This is a genomic window from Quatrionicoccus australiensis, assembly GCF_020510525.1.
GTDB classification, from domain to species: domain Bacteria; phylum Pseudomonadota; class Gammaproteobacteria; order Burkholderiales; family Rhodocyclaceae; genus Azonexus; species Azonexus australiensis_B.
Genome location: NZ_CP075188.1, coordinates 2,113,641 through 2,135,189 on the forward strand (window position 1 = coordinate 2,113,641; position 21,549 = coordinate 2,135,189).

Sequence of the window (21,549 nt, forward strand, 5' to 3'; positions counted from 1 at the left end):
GACGACAGCCTGCGCGGTCACATCCCCGCGATGCAGGGCTCCTGCTCCGCGCTCCGGCTGTCCCGGCAATCAGGAAAAAAGGCTGGTCTAGACCAGCCTCGAAACCGCAGAGCTTCATTTGCCTTGTGCCTGTTGATTGGTCAGCGCGGCTTTCACGAAGGACGTGAACAGCGGATGACCCTGACGCGGGTTGGAGGTGAATTCCGGATGGAACTGGCAACCGACGAACCACGGATGCACGTCGGCCGGCAATTCGACCATTTCGCACAGATCGGTACCCGGCGCACGACCGGCAACGACCAGGCCCTTCTCTTCGAGCTGGGCGAGCAGCGTGTTGTTGACTTCGTAGCGATGACGATGGCGCTCGGTGATCTCCGGCTTGCCGTAGATCTGGCGCGCCAGCGAGCCTTCGGCCAGCTTGCAGATCTGGCCGCCGAGACGCATCGTGCCGCCGAGATCGGAATCTTCGCCGCGTTTTTCGATCTTGCCGGAAGCATCGAGCCACTCGGTAATCAGACCGATCACCGGGTACGGCGTGTCCTGCACGAATTCGGTAGAGTGCGCGCCGGCCATGCCGGCCACATCACGGGCGAATTCGACGACGGCGAGCTGCATGCCGAGACAGATGCCAAGATAAGGCACCTTGTTTTCGCGGGCATAACGAATGGCGGCAATCTTGCCTTCCGTACCGCGTCGACCGAAGCCGCCCGGCACCAGAATGGCATCGAGGTCTTCGAGGACGCCGGTACCGTTCTTCTCGATATCTTCGGAATCGAGATAGACGATGTTCACTTCGCTGCGCGTATGGATGCCGGCATGCTTGATGGCTTCGATCAGCGACTTGTAGGACTCGGTCAGGTCAACATACTTGCCGACGAAGGCGATCTTGACCTGGTGCAGCGGATGTTCCAGCGCCACGATCAGGTTTTCCCAGACCGTCAGGTCGGCCGCCTTGGCCAGGATGTTCAGCTTGTGGCAGACGATTTCGTCGAGCATCTGTTCGTGCAGCATGCCCGGGATCTTGTAGATCGAGTCGGCATCGAGACACTCGATGACGGCTTCCGGCATGACGTTGCAGAACAATGCGATCTTGCGGCGTTCCTCGACCGGAATCGAACGGTCGGCGCGGCAAAGCAGGATATCTGGCTGGATGCCGATTTCGCGCAATTCCTTGACGGAATGCTGGGTCGGCTTGGTCTTCAGCTCACCGGCAGTCGGGATGTAGGGCAGCAGCGTCAGATGCATGTAGCAGACGTTGTTGCGGCCTTCTTCGAAACCGATCTGGCGGATCGCTTCCAGGAAGGGCAGCGACTCGATGTCGCCAACCGTGCCGCCGACTTCGACGATGGCCACATCGGCGCCTTCGGCACCGGCCTTGATCTTGTGCTTGATCTCGTCGGTAATGTGCGGAATGACCTGCACGGTCTTGCCGAGATACTCGCCACGGCGCTCTTTCTTGAGCACGGTGTCATAGATCTGGCCAGTCGTGAAGTTGTTGCGCTTGGCCATCTTGGCGCTGGTGAAGCGCTCGTAATGCCCCAAATCGAGATCGGTCTCGGCGCCGTCCTCGGTGACGAAAACCTCTCCGTGCTGGAAAGGACTCATCGTGCCGGGGTCGACGTTGATGTAGGGGTCAAGCTTGAGGTGGGTGACTTTAATGCCGCGGGATTCCAGAATGGCCCCGAGCGACGCGGCGGCGATGCCTTTGCCCAAAGAGGACACGACACCACCCGTAACGAAAACAAATTTGGTCATGGAAAGACAGGCTGCGGGAAAGCCGAATGATAGCCGAAAAGCTGCAAATTCCCCAAGTCCGTTGCGCAAATCAAACAATTCCCGGCCATTTCGCCGGTCGACCGTCAGCCCCGCGTCATTTGTTAGAATCATGGGTTCGCCAGCCATCAGATAACACCTTGAAAAACGTTCTCGTCGTCAATTATTCGCAAACCGGGCAACTTGCCGACGTGACCGCACAGGTGATCGCCCCGCTTGCGGCGGCCGGTCACAAGGTCCATCTGGAGACGCTGGTGCCGGAAACGCCGTTTCCCTGGCCGTGGTCGCTGGTCGATTTTGTTGATGTCTTTGCCGAATCCGTGCAGCTCGACGCACCACCGTTAAAGCCCCTCTCCATCCCGGCGGATGCCGAATTCGACCTGGTCATTCTGACCTATCAGGTCTGGTACCTGTCGCCCGCCCTGCCCATCGTCGCTTTCCTGAACAGTGCCCGGGCCAAACATCTGCTCAAGGGCAAACCGGTAGTCACGCTGGTGGCCTGCCGCAACATGTGGCTGACCGCACAACAGACCATGCAGCGCCTGATTGCCGAGGCCGGTGGCGAATTGCGTGACCACATTGCCTTTACCGACAACGCGCATGCGCTGGCCACACTGATCACCACACCTCGCTGGGTGCTGACCGGCAAGCGCGACAGCTTCCTCGGCCTGCCGCCGGCCGGCGTCTCCAGGGAAGATGTGCGTGGCGCCAGGCGTTTCGGGTGCGCGCTGGCTGACGCACTCGATCACGACGGCGAAAAGACGGGAAAACCGATGTTGACCGGCCTGAGAGCCGCCCCGGTCAATCCGCGCCTGGCGATGAGCGAAAAGGCCGGTCATCGGGCTTTCCGCGTCTGGTCAAAAATCATTCGCAGCTTCGGCAAGCGTGGACAATGGCGGCGGCGCCCTATCTTGGCAGTATTCACCATTTACCTGATTGCCATGGTGTTTACCGTTGTTCCACTCAGCCTGTTGCTACAATGGTTGCTTTCCCCCCTGCTCAAGCCCCGGCTGGCGCGCTTACGCGCCGAACTCGAACTGCCGTCCGGCGCGCAGGAATTCAACCTGAACAAATATGAACAGTAGCGGCAAGGTCTATATCACCCGTAGTTCGGCCTTTTTGCCGAATGCACCGGTCGATAACGAAAACATCGAGAACGTGCTCGGCATGGTTGGCGGCCGACCTTCGCGCGCTCGCCGCATCGTGTTGCGCAACAACGGCATCCGCGAACGTTACTACGCGATCGATCCGGCGACTGGCGAAACAACGCACAACAATGCCCAACTGACGGCGGCAGCGATCCGCGGCCTGGATATCGGCGACGCCATCGATTGCTTGTCCACCGGCACGACCATGCCCGACCAGTTGATGCCCAACCATGGCGTCATGGTGCACGGCGAACTGGGCATTTCGCCCTGTGAAGTCGTGTCGACCGCTGGCATCTGCCTGTCCGGCCTGACCGCACTGAAATATGCCTACATGGCCGTGCTCTGTGGCCAGGCGAAAAATGCCGTCGCCACCGGTTCGGAACAGGCTTCCGCCGTGCTGCATGCGCGCAATTTCGCCAGCGAGTCGGAACACCGCATTAGCGAGCTGGAAAGCAACCCGGAAATCGCTTTCGAAAAAGATTTTCTGCGCTGGATGCTCTCCGACGGCGCCGGCGCTTTCCTGCTCCAGGATCAGCCGGCACCTGCCGGACTGTCGCTGCGCATCGACTGGATCGACATCCTGTCGCAGGCCGGCGCCATGGAAACCTGCATGTACGCTGGCGGCGAAAAGCAGGAAGACGGCACGTTGCGCGGCTGGAAGACCTATCCGGCCAACGAATGGGGCCGGCGCTCGCTGTTTGCCATCAAGCAGGACGTCCGGCTGCTCAATGAAAACATCGTGCGCCAGACGATAGGCAAGATCCTCGAGAAGTCGATGGCGACGCGCGAACTCAAGCCGGATGCGGTCGACTGGTTCCTGCCGCACATGTCTTCCGAGTACTTCCGCCAGCCGCTTGCCGAGCACATGGCTGCACTCGGCTTCCCGATTCCCCAGGAAAAGTGGTTCACCAACCTGCACACCAAGGGCAACACCGGTGCCGCGTCGATCTACATCATGATCGATGAACTGTTCAAAAGCGGCCGCCTCAAGAACGGTGACCGCCTGCTCTGCTTCATCCCGGAAAGCGGCCGTTTCACCGGCTCGCTGATGCATCTGACGGCGGTCGACCATGCTTGACAACGAAGTTCCCCAGGAGGGCAACGCTACCCTAGGCGGCCACAGCAAGGCAGTCTATGCGCGCGGCGCCGACGGCAAGCTGCATCTCGTCCAGTCGGCCGGCTGGGAGGTCGAGGAAATCGTCACAAAACAAGCCGTAGACGACCTCAACCGCCTGGCTGCAGATGCCCGCCAGCGCGCTCTCGCCGGGCAGACCTCGGCGCTCGAATACCACATGCACAAGGCGCGCATGGACGTGGCTATGCTGGCGCAGACCACCGGCCTTTTCCAGTGGCGCATTCGCCGTCATTTCCGGCCGGACATCTTCGCCACACTGTCTGACGCGCTGCTCGCCCGCTACGCCGAGGTAATGGGCATCAGCCTCGAACAACTGAAAAAGGTCGATTGATGGAATTCCAGCACAGCCAGGCTTCCCACTGCGAAAGCGGCGTCATGTCCACGATGCTGCGCCACCAGGGCCTGCCGATTTCCGAGCCGATGGCGTTCGGGCTGTCCTCGGCGCTCTCTTTCGCCTATCTGCCCATCGTCAAGATCAATGGCCTGCCGCTGGTCGCCTACCGCATGCCGCCCAAGTTCATCATCAAGGGGCTGCAGAAGCCGCTCGGCCTGAAAATGCGCTTCGAGACCTTCGGCAAGCCGGAGGACGGCACGCGTCGCCTCGACGAACTGCTCGCCGCCGGCCACATCGTCGGCATGCAGACCTCGGTCTTCTGGCTGCCCTACATGCCGGAAGACCTGCGCTTTCACTTCAACGCCCACAATGTGCTGGCCTACGGTCGCGATGCGGCGAGCGGCGACTACCTGCTCTCCGACCCGGTCTTCGACACGCCCATGCGTTGCGCGCCGGAAGCCCTGCAGAAAGCCCGTTTCGCCAAGGGCGCGCTGGCCCCGAAAGGCCTGCTTTACTACGCCACCGGCAAGCCGCAGATACCGGACTGGTCGGTGGTCATCCCCAAGGCGCTGAAGAAGACCGTGCGCATCATGGAAACGCCGCTGCCGATCATCGGCGTGCGCGGCATCCGCAGCCTGGCGAAGGCGATCGAACGACTCGATGCGAGCGCGCCAGCGGCGAGCAAGATGTTCATCGGCCAGATCGTGCGCATGCAGGAAGAAATCGGCACCGGCGGTGGTGGTTTCCGCTTCATCTACGCGTCCTTCCTGCAGGAAGCCGCCGAACTGCTCGCCCGGCCGCGTCTCAACGAGCTGTCCGAAGCCTTGATCGAGATCGGCGACGAATGGCGAGAATTCGCGCTCTTCGCAGCGCGCATGATCCGCGACCGCGAGCCGCTGGCGCCGGGCAAGCTCGCCGATCAATTGCGCCGCATCGCCGAGCACGAACAGGCCTTCTTCCGCGACCTGAAACGCGCCGCCTGATGCTGGTCGTCGACGGCGTCTCCTACCGTTATCGCGACGCCGCCAGCCCGGCCCTGCAGGGCATTTCGCTGCATATTCCGGCCGGCGGCATCTACGGCCTGCTCGGCCCGAACGGCGCCGGCAAGACGACCCTGATTTCGCTGCTCGCCGGGCTGTTGACCGCTGCCGACGGCAAGATCGCGCTGCACGGCCAGCCGCTTGCCACCGCCCGCACCGTCAACCCGCGCGCCATCGCGCTGGTGCCGCAGGACTACGCCTTCTATCCGATGCTGACGGTGACCGAGAACCTGCGCTTCTTCGGCGGCATCCTCGGTCTGACTGGCTCAATACTCAAGACACGGCTTGAGTCGGCCATTGCCTTCGCCCGCCTCGAGCAGGTCGTCGCCAAGCGCGCCGGGGAGCTTTCCGGCGGCCTGCGCCGGCGCCTCAACCTGGCGATCGGCCTGCTCGGCCAGCCGCAGCTGCTGCTCCTCGACGAGCCGACAGTCGGCGTCGATCCGCAATCGCGGCACTTCCTGCTCGAATCCATTGCCGCATTGCCCGCGGCCGGCACGACGGTGATCTACACCAGCCACTACATGGAAGAAGTCGAAGCAATCTGCCAGCAGATCGCCATCATCGACCAGGGCAAGGTGCTGACCGAGGGCCGGCTGGCCGACATTCTCGCCACTCCGGAGCCCGTGCTCGACATCACGCTCGACCGCGAACTGCCGGCCGACATCGCGACACGGCATGCGGCCAGTGCCAGCGGCGAACTGAAATATGCCCTCAAACTGGCGTCGACCGCTGAGCTGCCGCGCCTGCTCGACGAACTCGCCGCTGCCGGCTGTGGCGTGCGCCAGTTGCGCTTCGGCCAGCACGACCTGGAACAGGTCTTCATGCGCCTGACCAATCGTTCGCTGCGGGACTAGACCATGTCAGCCCGTCTGCTCGCCCTCTGGCTCAAGGAATCCATCGCCCTGCTGCGCGACCGGCATGGCCTGCTCGCGCTGTTCATCATGCCGACCATTTTCATCCTGGTCATGACCCTGGCCCTGCGCGACAGCTTCACGCCAGGTGCCCGCATCGACGCCAGCTACGCGCTCGTCGACCTCGATCAAAGCGCCAGTTCGGCAGCCTTGAGCAAGCGCTTGAGCAAGGCTGCCTCGTTCAACCGCATCGACCACGCCGGTAATCTTGACGCCGCGCGCACCGCCGTACTGGCCGGCCGGCTCAATCTTGCCCTCGTCGTCCCGCCCGGCTTTGGCGAACGCCTGCTGACACCTGGTGGCGCCGACGGCCAGCCGGCCGAACCACTGATTTTGCTGCTCGATCCGGCGCTGTCGCCCGCCCTGCAACTCGCCTTCCGCAATCAGGTCATGGCGGCGCTGGGTGGTGTCCGGGCCGACGAGCTGACCCACAAGGCCGGCAAATTGTTCGGCCTGCCGGTCGCGCCCGGCGCCAGCGCCGACAAGGACTGGCCGGACGAGATCCGCAGCGAAGCGGTGCGCCGTGACAGCAATGCCAGCCTGCCTTCCTCGGTGCAGCAGAATGTGCCGGCCTGGCTGATCTTTGCGATGTTCTTCGTGGTCATCCCGATTTCCTCGATTTTCATCATCGAGCGCCAGCACGGCACGCTGCAGCGCCTGCGCGCCATGGGTCTGCCTTTCCGCCTGGTGCTGGCGGGCAAGCTGCTGCCTTTCTTCGTCGTCAACCAGGTGCAGGCCCTGCTCATGGTGCTGGTCGGCATGTACCTGGTGCCGCTGTTTGGTAGCGAGGCGCTGCAACTGCCGGCCACGCCGGCCCTGTTGCTTGCCTGGTGGGCCGTTTCGGCCGCCGTCAGCCTGGCCGCCGTGGCCTGGGCGCTGCTCATCGCCAGCCTGGCCAAAACCTCGGAACAGGCAACCATCGTCGGCGGCGTCGGCAACATACTGATGGGCGCCATCGGCGGCATCATGGTGCCGAAATTCATCATGCCTGCCGCCATGCAGCAACTTGCCGCGCTGTCGCCGATGGCCTGGGCGCTGGAAGGTTTCCACACGGTGATGCTGCGCCACGGCGGCCTCTCCGACGTCTTGCCCAGCATCGTCCAGTTGCTGGCCTTTTCCCTCCTGTCGCTGGTTGCCGCCGTCTGGCTGAACCGGCGCGCCCTAGCCGCCCGCTCATGAACGCCGCCCTCTGCCACGAACTCAAAGCCCTGATCATCGAAGCCTGCGACAAGGACTGCGCACCCGAGGCGATCAGCGACGACGAACTGCTGTTCGGGCCGGAGGCACCGCTGCAGCTCGATTCGCTCGATGCGCTGCAGGTCTCGATGGCGATCAAGAAGAAATACGGCCTGCGCCTGCCCGACAGCAAGGAAACCCGGCGCATCCTGTCCAGCGTCGCCAACCTCGCCGAACATCTCGACGCCTGGCGGGCCAGCCGCGCATGAGCCGTCCCGTATTCATCGCCGGCCGCGCCCTTCTCTGCGCTGCCGGCAATTCGCCGCCGGCAGTCGCCTCGACGCTGTGGGCCGGCGAATGCGCGCCGGGTCGCCGCCGGCTCGGCGAACGCGAGTTTCCCTATTTCGCGCTGAACTTGCCGGAAAGCGCCTGGCAGGCCCGCGCCGAACAAGCAATGCATGCCCTGGCAGCCCAACTTGGCCCGCTCGACGAAAAAACGCCACTCTTCATCGCCTCCTCGTCCTTCCAGATGGGCCAATTCGAGGCAGCCGGTTCGCCTTTCGAACTGCCGCCCGCCTGCGCCGCCTTCAGCCGGCAACTGGCCGACTGGCTGGGCCTGAACGGTTCCTGCTACAGCTTTTCGACCGCCTGCACTTCGGGCTTCTCGGCGCTCGATGCGGCGCGCAGCCTGATCGCCGCCGGCCTGATCGACGACGCCGTCGTGCTCGGCGTCGAACTCGCCAACAATTCGACCCTGGCCGGCTTTGCCGCAATGGAACTGCTCTCGCGCAGCACCGCCCGGCCCTTCGACGTCCGCCGCGATGGCCTGGTGCTCGGTGAAGCCGTCGCCGCCGTGCGCCTGAGCGCCCAACCCGCCACCTGGCGCATCGCCGGGCTGCGCACCGGCCTCGACGCCTATTCGACGACCGGCCCCGACCCGGATGGCGGCCCGATTGCCGCCCTGACGGTCGACTGCCTGCAGGAAGCAAAAATGCCGGCCGGCGACATCGAGCTGGTCAAGCTGCAGGCGGCCGGCTCGCCCGGCACCGATCTCGCCGAGGCCAACGCGCTGCGCCGGGTTTTCCGCGAACGCATGCCGCCGCTCCTCTCACTCAAGCCCTATCTCGGCCATACCCTGGGCGCCAGCGGCATCGCCGAACTGGTTGCCCTGCTTGCCTGCCTCGATGCCGAGCAGATCCCGGCCACCGCGGGGTTTGCCGAATCCGACCCGGAAATCGCCCTGAAACCGACCGTCGTGCGCAGCAATACCTATATCGAGCGCGCCCTGCTGCAACTGATCGGTTTCGGCGGCGGCTTGGCCAGCCTGATCGTCGAGCGTCGCCAATGACTTATCTCGACACCGTCATCACCCAGGAATTTACAGCGGCTGAACTGCCCGCCGCCGTGCGCGCCGCGCTCGGCAAACCGCTGCGCCGTGCCGCCACGCTGACCCAGCTCGCCGTGGTCGGTGCCCTGGCCTGCCTGCCGGCCGAGCGCCGGACTTTGCCGACCGCTCTGCTCTGGCAGACGCGCAGCGGTCCACGCACCGAAACGCTAGCTTTGCTCGAAGAAGTCTGCAATGGCGGGGCCGAGCCCATGCCCTACGACTTTCTCGCCACCCAGCCGGCGATTGCCGCAGCGCAACTCAAGCCATTCCTGCCCGGCCTGCACTCGGCAACCTGCCTGCCGCTGGCTGACGAGTCGACGGCCAACTGGTCACTGCTGCTCAGTCTTGCCGATCACTGGCTGCAGACCGGGCGCTACGCCCAGGTGCTGTGCGCCCGGCTCGACCACACCGACGACCAGTCCAGCGGCCAGTGGCTGGCCCTGAGCGCCACCCCCCTTGAAAATTCGCTGGCCAGTCTCCACCTGTCGGAAGTCACACCTGTCGAAGCGCTTGCCGACGATAAGGATTTCCCGGCCCGACTCGGCCAGTGGCTTGCCGCCGGGAGTATCGGCCACCTGTATTTGCAATCCGCCGCCGGCCGGAAGCTGGCGGTAGAATTCGCCCGCATCTAAATTTCACCGAGAACACCATGTCCCAATATTCCTTTGACGTCTCCCTCGCCGAATTCGAAACCCAGGTCCTGCTGCCGGCCCAGGAAGTGCCGGTCGTCGTCGATTTCTGGGCACCGTGGTGCGAGCCCTGCAAGGTGCTGAAGCCGCTGCTCGAAAAGCTCGCCGAGGAATACGCCGGTCGCTTCCTGCTCGCCAAGGTCAATGCCGACGAGAACCCGGAGCTGTCGCAGCATTTCGGCGTGCGCAGCATCCCGACCGTCAAGGTCCTGTTCCAGGGCCAGCTCGTCGATGAATTCTCGGGCGCCCTGCCGGAAAGCCAGATCCGCGAATTCCTCGACCGCTTCGCGCTGCCCGCCGTCGGCGGCGCCAACCTGCGCGAGGAAGCCGCCGCGCTGGTCGGCGAAGGCAAGTTCGAGGAAGCGCTCGCCAAGCTGGTCGAAGCCAGCCAGGCCACGCCGGAAGACCAGGCCATCCAGCTCGACGCGGTCGAAGTGCTGATGCAACTCGGCCGCAACGACGAAGCCAAACAATTGCTGGGTGGCGAATACGCCCAGGAAGCCGAGCGTGCCAATGCCCTGCGCGCCCGCCTGGCGCTCAGCGAAGGTGCCGCCGATACCGCCGAAATCGAAGCCAAACTCGCCACCAACCCGGATGACCATGCCGCCCGCCTCGACCTGGCGCGCGCCTATGCCGCCCAGGGCCGCTACCGCGAAGCGATGGAAACGATTCTGGAAGTCATCGTCCGTGATCGCTTCTTCGACGAAGGCGCACCGCGCAAGGCCATGCTGCAACTGTTCGAAGCCCTCGGCGGCAGCGAGCAGTACGACGATCTGGTGCGCGAGTTCCGGCGCAAGATGTCGGCCGCACTCAATTAAGCGACACTCAGGACGACAGGCGTGCGGCTGTTCTACACCGACGTCTTCGTCCTGCCGCTGCCGCCCGGGCATCGCTTCCCGATGGAGAAGTATTCCCGGCTGCGGGAGGCCCTGCTCGCCAGCGGCGAATTCTCCGTAAACGACTTTCACCTGCCGCCGCCGGCCAGCGACGCAGAACTGGCGCGCGCCCACACGCCCGACTACATCGCCGCCGTCGCCAGCGGTCGACTCGATGAAAAGGCACAAAAAGCCATCGGCTTCCCGTGGAGTCCGGGCATGGTCGAACGCTCGCGCCGTTCGGCCGGAGCGACACTGAGCGCCTGCCGCGCCGCGCTGGAAGATGGCGTCGCCGCCAATCTGGCGGGCGGCACACACCATGCCTTTGCCGATCATGGCGAAGGCTTCTGTGTCTTCAACGATGCTGCCGTCGCCGCCCGCGCCATGCAGGCCGAAGGGCGAGCCGAGCGCATCCTGATCGTCGATTGCGACGTGCACCAGGGCAACGGCACGGCCAGCATCCTGGCCGGCGACGAGCGCATCTTCACCTTCTCCATCCACGGCGCGCGCAACTATCCATTCACCAAGGAACAGAGCGACCTCGACATCGAACTGCCCGATGGCTGCACCGACACCGCCTACCTGTTGCAACTCGAAGCCGGCCTGGAAACCGCCTTCGATCTCGCCCGTCCCGATCTGGTCATCTACCTGGCCGGCGCCGATCCTTACCACGACGACCGCCTCGGCCGGCTCGGCCTGAGTTTTGCCGGCCTCGCCGAGCGCGACCGGCGGGTTTTCGCGCATTGTCGCAGCCGCCATCTGCCGCTCGCCATCGCCATGGCCGGCGGCTATGCGCGGCAGATCGACGACACCGTCCGCATTCACGCCACGACGCTGCAACTTGCCCGGGCAAACCGGCGCTAAACCCTTCTCTGTTCTTGCTCACGGCCGATCTCCGGGTGACAATGCAGAATCTGTCTGAATCCTGAAATAGCAGTCCCTGTTTCGGCTTCGGGCAGCACGAGGAGAAGCATGAAAACATCGTTTCGAATGTTTGAATGGCGTTCATTGCGCACACGCATCACGGCAGGTGTCCTGCTGCTCAGCCTGACCATGCTCTGGGGAACCGTGCTCAGTCTGAGTCACACCCTGCGCGCAGACATGGAAGCTGCCATTTCCGCACAGCAGTTTTCCACCGTTTCGCTGATCGCCGGCGAACTCGATCGCTCGATCCGGGAACGCCTCAGCGTCGTCGAATCGATCTCCGGCAAGCTGTCGGCCGAGATGATGCGTAACCCGGACCGGATCCAGGCTTATCTGGAGCAGCGCGACATTCCGGAAAGCACCCTCAACTGGGGCATTCTCGTCGTTGATAGCAAGGGCATGGCAATCGCCAGCACGCCGGAAAGACTGCAGCGCCGAGGCGTCGATTTCAGCACCTACCCGGTCGTCAAACAGGTCTTGCTGGACGGCAAGAGCCACATCACCGACCCCTTGCTCAGCCAGCACAGCAAGCAGCCAGTAGTCGCCATCCAGGTGCCGATTCTGGCTGCGGACCGGCAGGTACTGGGGGTTGTAATCGGCGTGATCAACCTTGCCGAATCGAATTTTCTCGACGAAGTCAGCACCTCGAAATATGGGCGCACCGGGAGCTTTTTCGTCACCGCACCGGAAAGCCGTACCTATGTCGCCTCCTCTGACAAGCGCCGCCTGATGAAGCTTGGTCCGCCGCCCGGCGTCAATCCGGTTTACGACCGTTATATCAACGGCTATGAAGGTTCCGGCGTCGCACTCAGCTCGCGTGGCGTCGTCGAACTTTCGTCGAGCAAGCGCATTCCGACGACCGGCTGGCTGATGCAGTCGGTGCTGCCGACCGACGAAGCCTTCGAGCCGATCCGACTGATGCAGCAACACCTGCTGATCATCTCGGCGGTCCTCTCGGTTCTCGCCACGCTGCTCGCCTGGTGGTGGCTGCGCCGCCAACTTTCGCCGCTCACCGAAGCCTCCGGCCTGCTCAACCAGATGAGTGCCGGAACCCTGCCACGGCAAGCCCTGCCGGTCAGGAAAATGGACGAAATCGGCACCTTGGCCGCTGCCTTCAACCAGTTGCAGGAAGTCATCGTCAGCGACGAGGCGAAAGCGGCCGAACATGCCGCCAACACCCGCCTGCGCCGCATCGTTTCGGCGCTGCCCGGCGTTGTCTTCCAGTACCGGTTGCTGCCCGACGGGCATGGTCACTTTCCCTTTGTCAGCGACGCGGTCACCGACATTTATGGCGTCACGCCGGAAGAGCTTGAAAGGAGCGGTGACCCGATTCGCAAACTGATGCACCCGGATGACGCGAAAGCCTTCTTTACCTCGCTTTACGCCTCGGCCGAGAGTCGCAGCCCCTGGCGTATCGAGTACCGCATCATCACCGCTGCCGGCCAGCTGAAGTGGTTGCTGGTCGACGCCATTCCGCAAGCCGAAAGCGCCGACACCGTCATCTGGTTCGGTTTCATTGCCGACATCACGCGAACCAAGGCCATGGAGGCCGAGTTGCGCCTTGCCCTGGAAGAGCATCAGCGCAAGGATATCGAGATCGAGCGCTATCGCGACCACCTCGAACAACTGGTCAGCGAGCGGACTGCCGATCTTGAACAGGCGCGCGCAGAGGCGGTCAGGCTGGCCCGGATCAAGAGCGACTTTCTCGCCAACATGAGCCACGAGATCCGCACGCCGCTGAACGGGGTACTCGGCATGGCACATATCGGGGTTCGCTCCACCGAGGAAAACACGCGCGCCAACGAAGCCTTCCGCAAGATCGTCAGCTCCGGCACCCTGCTCCTCGGCATCATCAACGACATTCTCGATCTCTCGAAAATGGAAGCGGGGATGCTCAAGATCGAGACGACCGAGATCGAACTGGCGCCGATTCTTGCCGAAACCATCGAGCTCATGCAGGAACGGGCCGGCATCAAGGGCATTGCCCTAGGTCTCAAAACCCGGAATCTCCCGGCCAGCCTGCGCAGTGACCCCTTGCGCCTGCGCCAGATCCTGCTCAACCTGCTCTCCAATGCCATCAAATTCACCGAAGCCGGCAAGGTCGATCTGGAAGTCGGACTGGATGAAGGGGAATTGCTGATTCAGGTCACCGACACCGGTATCGGCATCACCGACAGCCAGATCGGCAAGATCTTCCACCCCTTCGAACAGGGCGACAACTCGACGACCCGCAAGTTTGGCGGCACCGGACTCGGGCTGGCGATCACCGAGCGTATCGTCCGGTTGATGGGCGGACAGATCAGCGTCCATAGTGTCCCGGATCAGGGCAGTGTCTTTTCCGTGCGCCTGCCCTACCACCCGGGACAGACGCCCGATCTGCCTGTTGCAGCCGTCTCTTCCGTCCAGCCAGCCGACCCGACCCGCCCGCTGGCCGGCCTGAACATCCTGGTCGCCGAAGACAACGAGATCAACCAGGAAATCATGCGCGACAACCTGAGCGAAGACGGCGCCAACGTGACCCTGGTCGATAACGGGCAACTGGCGGTTGACGCCATCCGCAACCAGCCGACCGGCAGCTTCGACTGCATCCTGATGGACGTCCAGATGCCGGTCCTCAGCGGCCTGGATGCAGCCCGCCAGATCAAGGCCATTGCGCCGCAACTGCCGATCATCGGCCAGACCGCGCATGCCCTCACCCAGGACCGGGAAGACTGCCTGGCGGCGGGCATGGATGATTACATCGCCAAGCCGATCGATCCGCAAAAACTCAATGCGCTGATCCTCAAACACCTGCCCGGCAAACACTGAGTACCCGCCATGTCACGCAACGCACTCTATTTTTCCCGCAGCCTTCGCCAGATCGAAGCCCGCCACGCCGATGAAAACCTGATGCAGCGCGCCGGTCTGGCGGCGGCCGGCTGGGCAACCGAACTGGCCGGCCAGCACAACCAGCCGGTGCTGGTGCTCGCCGGGCCGGGCAACAACGGCGGCGACGCCTTTGTCGCGGCCCGCCTGCTGCGCCAGCGCTTCTTTGCGGTCAGCGTCGTCTTTGCCGGCGATGCGAAAAATCTGCCGGCCGATGCACGCAATGCCTGGCAGGACTTCGTCGCCGATGGCGGGACGACACTTACCGGCATTCCGGAAGACACCGCCTGGTCACTGATCATCGACGGCCTGTTCGGCATCGGTCTCGGGCGCGCCCCGGATGGGCAATACGCCGAGTGGATCGTGACGGCCAACCGCCAGGCGCAGCGCGACCGCTGCCCTGTGCTCGCCCTCGACTGCCCGTCCGGCCTCAATGCCGATACCGGGCAAATCCTTGGCACGGCGATCCGGGCGACGCATACCTTGAGCTTCATTTCGGCCAAACCCGGCCTGTTGACCGGTGACGGCCCGGAATACTGCGGCGAGCTGCGCATCGCCAATCTCGACCTCGATCCGGCCAACGAGTTGCGGCCAGACGGTCGACTGCTCGAATTGGCCGATTTTGCCGCGCACCTGCAGCCGCGCCACCTGAACAGCCACAAGGGCAGTTACGGCAGCGCCGGCATCCTCGGCGGCGCGCACTCGATGGTCGGTGCCGCCTTCCTGGCCGGCCGCGCCGCCCTCAAGCTCGGCGCCGGCCGCGTCTATGTCGGCCTGCTCGACCCGCAGCCGCCCAGCTTCGATCCCTTGCAACCGGAGCTGATGCTGCGCCGCCCGCAATCGCTGCTCCAGGGCGAACTCGACGTGCTCGCCTGCGGACCCGGCCTGGGCAATTCTCTGGAAGCCTCGGAACTGCTCGAACGCGCGATCACCTTCGACCAGCCGCTGGTGCTCGATGCCGATGCGCTCAACCTGGTCGCCAGCGAAGGCAACCTGCAGGTCGCGCTGGCCAGCCGCAGCCAGCCGGCGATCCTCACGCCGCACCCGGCCGAAGCCGCCCGCCTGCTCGAATGCGAGATCGCCGACGTCCAGGCCGACCGACTTGCCGCGGCGCACGAAATCGCCGAACGCTATCACTGCCATGTCGCGCTCAAGGGCTGCGGCACCGTGATCGCAACGGTCGACGGGCGCTGCTGGATCAATTCCACGGGCAATCCCGGCATGGCCACGGCCGGCATGGGCGACGTGCTGACCGGCCTGATCGCCGCCCTGCTCGCCCAGGGCTGGCCGGCGGAAGAGGCTTTACTGGCCGGCGTTCACCTGCACGGTGCCGCGGCCGACCGGCTGGTCGCCAACGGCGTCGGTCCGGTCGGGCTGACCGCAGGCGAAGTCATCGAGGCCGCCCGCAGCCTGTTCAACCAGTGGATCGCTCAGCGCACCGCCGGATAGGGATAAAGCACGTTGAGCGCAGCGCTCTGGCCATTCGGCTGGACGATGCGTACATGCTCGCGGCGCAGTTGCCGCGCATGCTTGAGGCCGCAGGCGTGCGCGATCATTTCGACTTCCTTGTTCATGTTGCGCGTGTAGGCGGCCACGCGTTCCGCCTTGTCCTCGACGACCAGGCCGCGCTGCAGACGCGGGTCGTGCGTCGTGATGCCGGTCGGACAGCTGTTCTGGTGGCAGCGTAGCGCCTGGATGCAACCGAGCGAGAACATGTAGCCGCGCGCCGTGTTGATCAGGTCGGCACCGCAAGCCAGCGCCCAGGCGACCTTGGCCGGGGTCAGCAACTTGCCCGAGGCGATCACCTTGATGCGCTCGCGCAGGCCGCTCTCGATCAGCGCATCGACGACGCGCGGCAGCGCCTCGTTGATCGACAGCGACATGTGGTCGGCCAGCGCCTGCGGCGCCGCGCCGGAGCCGCCTTCACCGCCGTCGATGGTGAGAAAGTCCGGGGCACATTCGAGGCCGCGCCGATTGACCGCCTCGACCAGCTCGTGCATGAACTGCCAGCCGCCGATCGCCGTCTTGACGCCGACCGGCTTGCCGGTAATCGTGCGCACGCGCACCACCATGTCGAGCAGTTCGTCCATGTTGCCGGTCTCGGCATGCCGGTTCGGCGACAGCGAATCCTGGCCGAACGGGATGCCACGGATCTGCGCGATTTCCTCGGTCACCTTGGCGGCCGGCAGCACGCCGCCCTTGCCCGGCTTGGCACCCTGCGACAGCTTGATCTCGAAGGCGCGGACCTTCTCGTGTGCGGCCATCTGGCGCAGCTTGTCCGGATCGAGCTTGCCCGCGGCATCGCGCACCCCGTACTTGGCAGTGCCGATCTGGTAAATCACGTCGCAGCCACCTTCGAGGTGATAAGGACTCAAGCCGCCCTCGCCGGTATCCATGTAGCAGCCGGCCTGCGCCGCGCCGCGCGACAGGGCCTGCACGGCCGGTTTTGAGATGGCGCCGTAACTCATGCCGCTGACGTTGATCAGCGAGCGGGCGGCAAACGGCTGCTCGCACCAGCCTTCGCCGATGATCACCGGCGGCGTCGCCTGATGCTCGCTTTCCAGCACCGGGAAGGAGGCATTGACGAAAATCAGCGCGCCAGACTGATTGAGATCGTAAGTCGAACCGAAACCGAGGATGCCGCCCTCGTTCTTGGCCAGGCGATAGACCCAGGCGCGCGTCGCGCGGTTGAAGGGCATTTCCTCGCGGTCGCCGAGAAAGAAATACTGCCGGAAATACTCGCCGAGATGCTCGAAGAAGAAGCGCAGATGACCGATCACCGGGAAATTGCGCAGCACCGTATGGCGCTTCTGCGTGATGTCGCGGATGTACCAGTAAAAGAACAGCAAGGCGACAACCAGTGCCACCAGCACCCCGAGACTGACATGAAACACGCCGACGACTTCGGACATCAAACCCCTCCGGAAGGTACAATTCGGCCCCCAGCATGCCGATTTGCCCAGCCCATGTCCATCGAATTCGACTTCCCCCTCGCTTCCGAAATCACCCGTAACGTCGCCGCTGCGCTCGTCGAAGACATCGGTGCCGGCGACCTCACCGCCGGTCTCGTACCGGGGGAGCGCAGCGTGCGCGCCACCGTCATTTCACGCGAAGACGGCGTGCTCTGTGGTCGCGACTGGTTCGACCGCTGCGTGCTGGAACTCGATCCGCAGGCCGAAATCACCTGGCAGGCCGCCGACGGCGAGCGCATCGTCGCCAACCAGTTGCTGTGCGAAATCCGCGCCAACGCCCGCGCCCTGCTCTCGGCCGAGCGCAGCGCCCTGAATTTCCTGCAACTGCTCTCGGCCGTAGCCAGCAAGGCGCGCATCTACGCCGACGCCATCGCCGGCACCAAAGCGCAGGTCGTCGATACGCGCAAGACCCTGCCCGGTCTGCGCATTGCCCAGAAATACGCGGTGCGCGCCGGCGGTGGCGGCAACCACCGGCTGGCACTGTGGGACGCGATCCTGATCAAGGAAAACCACATCCACGCCGCCGGCGGTATCGCCGAAGCCATGGCGGCGGCCAAAAATGCCGCTGCTGCAGCGGTCGACCGCTGCAAATTCATACAAATCGAAGTCGAGTCACTGGCCGAACTGGAAGCCGCACTGGCTGCGGGCGCAACCATGATCCTGCTCGACAATTTCAGCCTCGACATGCTGCGCGACGCCGTCAAGCTCAACGCCGGGCGTGCCGTGCTCGAATCCTCGGGCAACGTCACGCTGGAAACCATACGCGGCATCGCCGAAACCGGCGTGGACCGCATCTCGGTCGGCGCGCTGACCAAGGACGTCAAGGCGCTCGACCTGTCGATGCGCTTCATCGACCTGCTCGAAGCCTGAACAAGGCCGGTCTCAGACCGGCTTGCGCGCCACCAGGTCGATCAGCGCCGATTTGCCGGCGTGTGCCGTGCCTTCGGCAATCTCGTCGATATGCTCGCGCAGGACGAGGATTTCCCAGCCGGCGAACAACTCGCGCAGCATCGTTTCCGTATAGAGATTCTCGACGGTAGACGGGCCGCCCGTGCGATATTCCAGTTGCTGCGGCGTGTAGCCGTGCAGGAAGAGCAGGCCGCCGGGCTTCGTCGCCTGCTGCATGCCGCCGATCTGGCGCGGCCGTTCGGCCGGCGTCGCGAACTGGATGAAAATGCCGACCACGGCATCGTAGGCCGCCTGCGGCCATTCCCAATTGAGAATATCGGCCAGAACGAAGTCCACCGTCAGATGCCGGCCGCGCGCCAGTTTGGCGGCCTTTTCCAGGGCCACCGGCGAAATCTCGGTGGCCGTCACCCGACAGCCCTGTTCGGCCAGCCAGGCGGCATTGCGGCCCTCGCCATCGGCTACGGATAAGACTTCCATGCCGGCCGAGAAATACGCTTCCTGTTGCGCCAGGAAGCGGTTCGGCGCGGTACCGAACAGGTAGTCGTCGCCGACCGAACGATAACGCGCCGACCAGTGCGCTTCGTGATCAAATCCACTCATTGCCGTTCTCCAATGAAAAGGGGCAGCTGGCGCTGCCCCGGCATATGCGACAAGCGCCGTATCAGACGCGCTCGACGAGGAACTGCTTGACCGCCGCGACATCCGGCGCCATGACGACGACGCGCTGCTCAAGCTTTTCGATGCCGGCCAGGTCGGCCGGACGTACCGGCTCGGTGCCAAGCGCTTCGCGGATGGTTTCCTCGAACTTGGCGGGCTGCGCCGTTTCCAGCACAATCATCGGCACATTCGGCAAACGATGTTCGAGCGCCACTTTAAGGCCGTCGGCCGTGTGCGTGTCGAGCATGACGTTGTAGCGGCCCTGCGCGAAGCGGATGGTATTGATGCGGTCGACATGCGAGCTCTTGCCGGAAACAAAACCGAAATTTCCGATTTTTTGCCAGTGGACCGTAGCGGACAGATCGAAGGCCAGGCCCTTGTCGACCTTGGCCCACAGTTCGCGCACGACGGCCGGATCGCGGCCGACCAGGTCGAACACGAAGCGTTCGAAATTGGAAGCCTTGGAAATGTCCATCGACGGGCTGGAGGTGATGCTGGTCTCAGCGGCGCTGCGCGGACGGTAGATGCCGGTCTTGAAGAACTCGTCGAGCACGTCGTTTTCGTTGGTGGCGAGCACCAGGCGGGCGATCGGCAGGCCCATCTGGCGGGCGATGTGGCCGGCGCAGATATTGCCGAAATTGCCCGAGGGCACGGCGAAGGCGACCTGCTCGTCATTCGATTTGGTAGCCAGGAAATAGCCCTGGAAGTAATAGACGATCTGCGCCGCGACGCGCGCCCAGTTGATTGAATTGACGGCGCCGATCTTGTACTTGGCCTTGAATTCGGCGTCGTTGGAAACCGCCTTGACGATGTCCTGCGCGTCGTCGAAGAGGCCGGTGACGGCGATATTGAAGATGTTCGGATCCTGCAGCGAGTACATCTGGGCGCGCTGGAAGGCGCTCATCTTGCCGTCCGGCGAGAGCATGAAGACCTTGACGTTGTGCTTGCCGCGCATCGCGTATTCAGCCGCCGAGCCGGTATCGCCGGACGTCGCGCCGAGGATGTTGATAGCCTGACCGCGCTTCTCCAGAACGTATTCAAAGAGGTTGCCGAGCAACTGCATCGCCATGTCCTTGAAGGCGAGCGTCGGGCCGTTCGACAGTTCCTGCGTGTACAGGCCGTCTTCGAGTTTGGTCAGCGGCGTGATCTGGGCTGCATCGCCGCCGTTGCGGGTGTAGCGATAGACATCGGCGGTGTAGGTCCTGGCGACCAGCGCCTTGAGATCGGCGGCCGGAATGTCGGTAATGAACTTGGAGAGAATTTCGTAGGCCAGGTCGGCATACGACAGCTGACGCCAGGCATCGAGTTCGGCACGGCTGATCTGCGGGTAGGACTCCGGCAGGTAAAGGCCGCCATCCGGCGCCAGGCCGCCGAGGAGAATGTCGCAGAAAGCCTGGGGCGCGGCGTTACCGCGAGTCGAGATATAGCGCATGGCGAAGCCCTGAAAAGCGAAAAACGGCGATTTTACCGCGTCGACCGCCTGACGCGCACGGCTTGCAGCAGGTTGATCGCAAACAAGAGCAACGCAGCCAGGAGCGCGGCGAAGGCGAGGCGTTGAAAATCAGCCAGCAAAGCCACGGCGGCGAGCAAAAAAAGGAGCGCCCGAAAACCACCGTTTGCCGCCAGTTTGTCACGCATCTCCCGCCGGGCCGGCGTCACCGGGCCCGGCCAGCGCCAGACCGGCAACAACTGGCTGAGCGTCCCACTGACCAGCGGAAGGAGAAAGCCGGCGCCCCAGGCAAGCAGCGAGGGCCGCGCCGGCAACAGCCCGGCGCCGTGTGCAACACCAGCCGCCAGCGTCAGCAAAAGACCTACGACGGCGGCCAGCAAGGAGGCAGAAACGCCGTCAACAAGCAGCGGCCGGATGCCGAAACGCCGCACCCACTGACCGACCAGGCTCAGTCCGGCCACCAGGACAAGCGCCGCCCCCGGCGCCGCAAACGGCCAGACCACGGCGGCGCCAGTCGCCACCACCAGGGCTCCGCCGGCCACCAGCCAGAGACGCCGATGCAGCCAGCCGGCGCCTTCCGGGTCGGGCTTGCCGAGCACCGTCGGCATCAGCACCGGCAAGGTGCCGAGTGCTGCCAGGCCGACCAGGCCGATGGTATTGAGATGCAGGTGAAACAGGCGCAGCGGATACCAGTAAGCCGGCCAGATCGCGGTCAGCAGAATCGCCAGCAGGGCCAGCATCAGGCAGCCCAGCGCTGCGCCATACCAGCGCCAGCCCGGATGCGGCGAACCAAGACTGGCACGCGCCCGGGCCGCCATCCAGTTGAGCAAAACCGCCGCCAGGACGAGGTCGACCGTAGCGGCGCCATACAGCAACCAGTAAGGCACAAGGCCCTGCATCGCGAGCACGGCGAGCAGGCCGGCGGCCTGAGCCAGCCAGGGCAGGCGCGCGATCCAGCGAACAGGATCGCCGGTACGCGTCAACACCGGCACAAAATGACTCATCGCGGCGAAAATCAGCGGCACGACACCGACGGCAAATGCCAGATGCACCACGGCGACCGGCAGACCGATCCCCGCCGTCGCCAGGAAAGCGCCGCCGAGCAGGGAGCAAAGCGTCAGGCCGGCAACATACAGCATGCCGCCCTCGGTCCCGTTGCGATCAGCTTTGCGAACATGCCGCACACTCCATTGATATCTCCTGCCCCGGGATTGATCCGGCACCATGGCTCTTCATGGTTCGGTTTATACAATAATTTTCGGCCATCGGCTGCCGGAACACGCCCCAGACCGGCGTCATTAACG

General features: G+C 64.1%; 19 protein-coding genes. 14 read left to right on the plus strand and 5 right to left on the minus strand.

Annotation, left to right across the window (positions count from 1 at the left end):
• Nucleotides 1-114: 114 nt before the first annotated feature.
• Complete coding sequence (locus tag KI612_RS10190) at nt 115-1,755, minus strand: CTP synthase (RefSeq protein WP_226439981.1); 1,641 nt, start codon at nt 1,753-1,755, stop codon at nt 115-117.
• 158 nt (nt 1,756-1,913) lie between these two features.
• Here KI612_RS10190 and KI612_RS10195 point away from each other — a divergent pair, with 158 nt between their 5' ends.
• From KI612_RS10195 to KI612_RS10255, 13 genes are all read left to right on the plus strand, one after another.
• Nucleotides 1,914-2,858, plus strand: coding sequence for a dialkylrecorsinol condensing enzyme (locus KI612_RS10195; protein WP_226439982.1), 945 nt, complete (start codon nt 1,914-1,916; stop codon nt 2,856-2,858).
• Entirely contained in the window at nt 2,848-3,999 is a 1,152-nt protein-coding gene (locus KI612_RS10200) for a beta-ketoacyl-ACP synthase III (protein WP_226439983.1), read from the plus strand. The genes KI612_RS10195 and KI612_RS10200 overlap by 11 nt, the downstream gene beginning before the upstream one ends.
• The gene (locus KI612_RS10205; RefSeq protein WP_226439984.1) at nt 3,992-4,387 is read left to right on the plus strand and encodes a hypothetical protein; all 396 of its coding nucleotides are present in this window, start codon (nt 3,992-3,994) and stop codon (nt 4,385-4,387) included. Before KI612_RS10200 ends, KI612_RS10205 begins: the two co-directional genes overlap by 8 nt.
• Nucleotides 4,387-5,373: a BtrH N-terminal domain-containing protein gene (locus KI612_RS10210; protein WP_226439985.1), complete on the plus strand. Its 987-nt coding sequence runs from the start codon at nt 4,387-4,389 to the stop codon at nt 5,371-5,373. The genes KI612_RS10205 and KI612_RS10210 overlap by 1 nt, the downstream gene beginning before the upstream one ends.
• A complete protein-coding gene (locus KI612_RS10215; protein WP_226439986.1) occupies nt 5,373-6,284 on the plus strand; it encodes an ABC transporter ATP-binding protein in 912 nt (303 codons plus the stop codon). The genes KI612_RS10210 and KI612_RS10215 overlap by 1 nt, the downstream gene beginning before the upstream one ends.
• A 3-nt stretch (nt 6,285-6,287) precedes the next feature.
• Nucleotides 6,288-7,520 carry an ABC transporter permease gene (locus tag KI612_RS10220; RefSeq protein ID WP_226439987.1) on the plus strand — a complete coding sequence of 411 codons (1,233 nt, stop codon included), beginning with the start codon at nt 6,288-6,290 and terminating at the stop codon, nt 7,518-7,520.
• Entirely contained in the window at nt 7,517-7,786 is a 270-nt protein-coding gene (locus KI612_RS10225) for an acyl carrier protein (RefSeq protein ID WP_226439988.1), read from the plus strand. The genes KI612_RS10220 and KI612_RS10225 overlap by 4 nt, the downstream gene beginning before the upstream one ends.
• Nucleotides 7,783-8,865, plus strand: coding sequence for a beta-ketoacyl synthase N-terminal-like domain-containing protein (locus KI612_RS10230; RefSeq protein WP_226439989.1), 1,083 nt, complete (start codon nt 7,783-7,785; stop codon nt 8,863-8,865). The genes KI612_RS10225 and KI612_RS10230 overlap by 4 nt, the downstream gene beginning before the upstream one ends.
• On the plus strand, nt 8,862-9,536 hold the full coding sequence (locus tag KI612_RS10235; protein WP_226439990.1) for a hypothetical protein: 675 nt from the start codon (nt 8,862-8,864) through the stop codon (nt 9,534-9,536). Before KI612_RS10230 ends, KI612_RS10235 begins: the two co-directional genes overlap by 4 nt.
• Nucleotides 9,537-9,553: 17 nt before the next feature.
• A complete protein-coding gene (locus tag KI612_RS10240; RefSeq protein WP_226439991.1) occupies nt 9,554-10,411 on the plus strand; it encodes a tetratricopeptide repeat protein in 858 nt (285 codons plus the stop codon).
• Nucleotides 10,412-10,432: 21 nt separating this feature from the next.
• Nucleotides 10,433-11,332, plus strand: coding sequence for a histone deacetylase family protein (locus KI612_RS10245; RefSeq protein ID WP_226439992.1), 900 nt, complete (start codon nt 10,433-10,435; stop codon nt 11,330-11,332).
• Between the two features lie 108 nt (nt 11,333-11,440).
• Nucleotides 11,441-14,200 carry an ATP-binding protein gene (locus tag KI612_RS10250; protein WP_226439993.1) on the plus strand — a complete coding sequence of 920 codons (2,760 nt, stop codon included), beginning with the start codon at nt 11,441-11,443 and terminating at the stop codon, nt 14,198-14,200.
• A gap of 9 nt (nt 14,201-14,209) precedes the next feature.
• A complete protein-coding gene (locus KI612_RS10255) occupies nt 14,210-15,706 on the plus strand; it encodes an NAD(P)H-hydrate dehydratase (protein ID WP_226439994.1) in 1,497 nt (498 codons plus the stop codon).
• Here KI612_RS10255 and KI612_RS10260 read toward each other — a convergent pair.
• Nucleotides 15,688-17,169 (minus strand): FMN-binding glutamate synthase family protein, encoded by a 1,482-nt coding sequence (locus KI612_RS10260; RefSeq protein WP_226439995.1) that lies wholly within the window; start codon nt 17,167-17,169, stop codon nt 15,688-15,690. The two genes, KI612_RS10255 and KI612_RS10260, sit on opposite strands and share 19 nt — an antisense overlap.
• A gap of 54 nt (nt 17,170-17,223) precedes the next feature.
• Between KI612_RS10260 and nadC the strand changes: the two genes are divergently transcribed.
• Nucleotides 17,224-18,099, plus strand: coding sequence for a carboxylating nicotinate-nucleotide diphosphorylase (gene nadC, locus KI612_RS10265; protein ID WP_226439996.1), 876 nt, complete (start codon nt 17,224-17,226; stop codon nt 18,097-18,099).
• Between the two features lie 12 nt (nt 18,100-18,111).
• On the opposite strand, the gene KI612_RS10270 is transcribed toward nadC, so the two are convergent.
• The 3 genes from KI612_RS10270 to KI612_RS10280 form a co-directional block, all read right to left on the minus strand.
• Nucleotides 18,112-18,738 carry an SAM-dependent methyltransferase gene (locus tag KI612_RS10270; RefSeq protein WP_226439997.1) on the minus strand — a complete coding sequence of 209 codons (627 nt, stop codon included), beginning with the start codon at nt 18,736-18,738 and terminating at the stop codon, nt 18,112-18,114.
• Between the two features lie 61 nt (nt 18,739-18,799).
• Complete coding sequence (thrC, locus tag KI612_RS10275) at nt 18,800-20,227, minus strand: threonine synthase (RefSeq protein ID WP_226439998.1); 1,428 nt, start codon at nt 20,225-20,227, stop codon at nt 18,800-18,802.
• A 32-nt stretch (nt 20,228-20,259) separates the two neighbouring features.
• Entirely contained in the window at nt 20,260-21,384 is a 1,125-nt protein-coding gene (locus KI612_RS10280; RefSeq protein ID WP_226439999.1) for a hypothetical protein, read from the minus strand.
• Between the last annotated feature and the right edge of the window lie 165 nt (nt 21,385-21,549).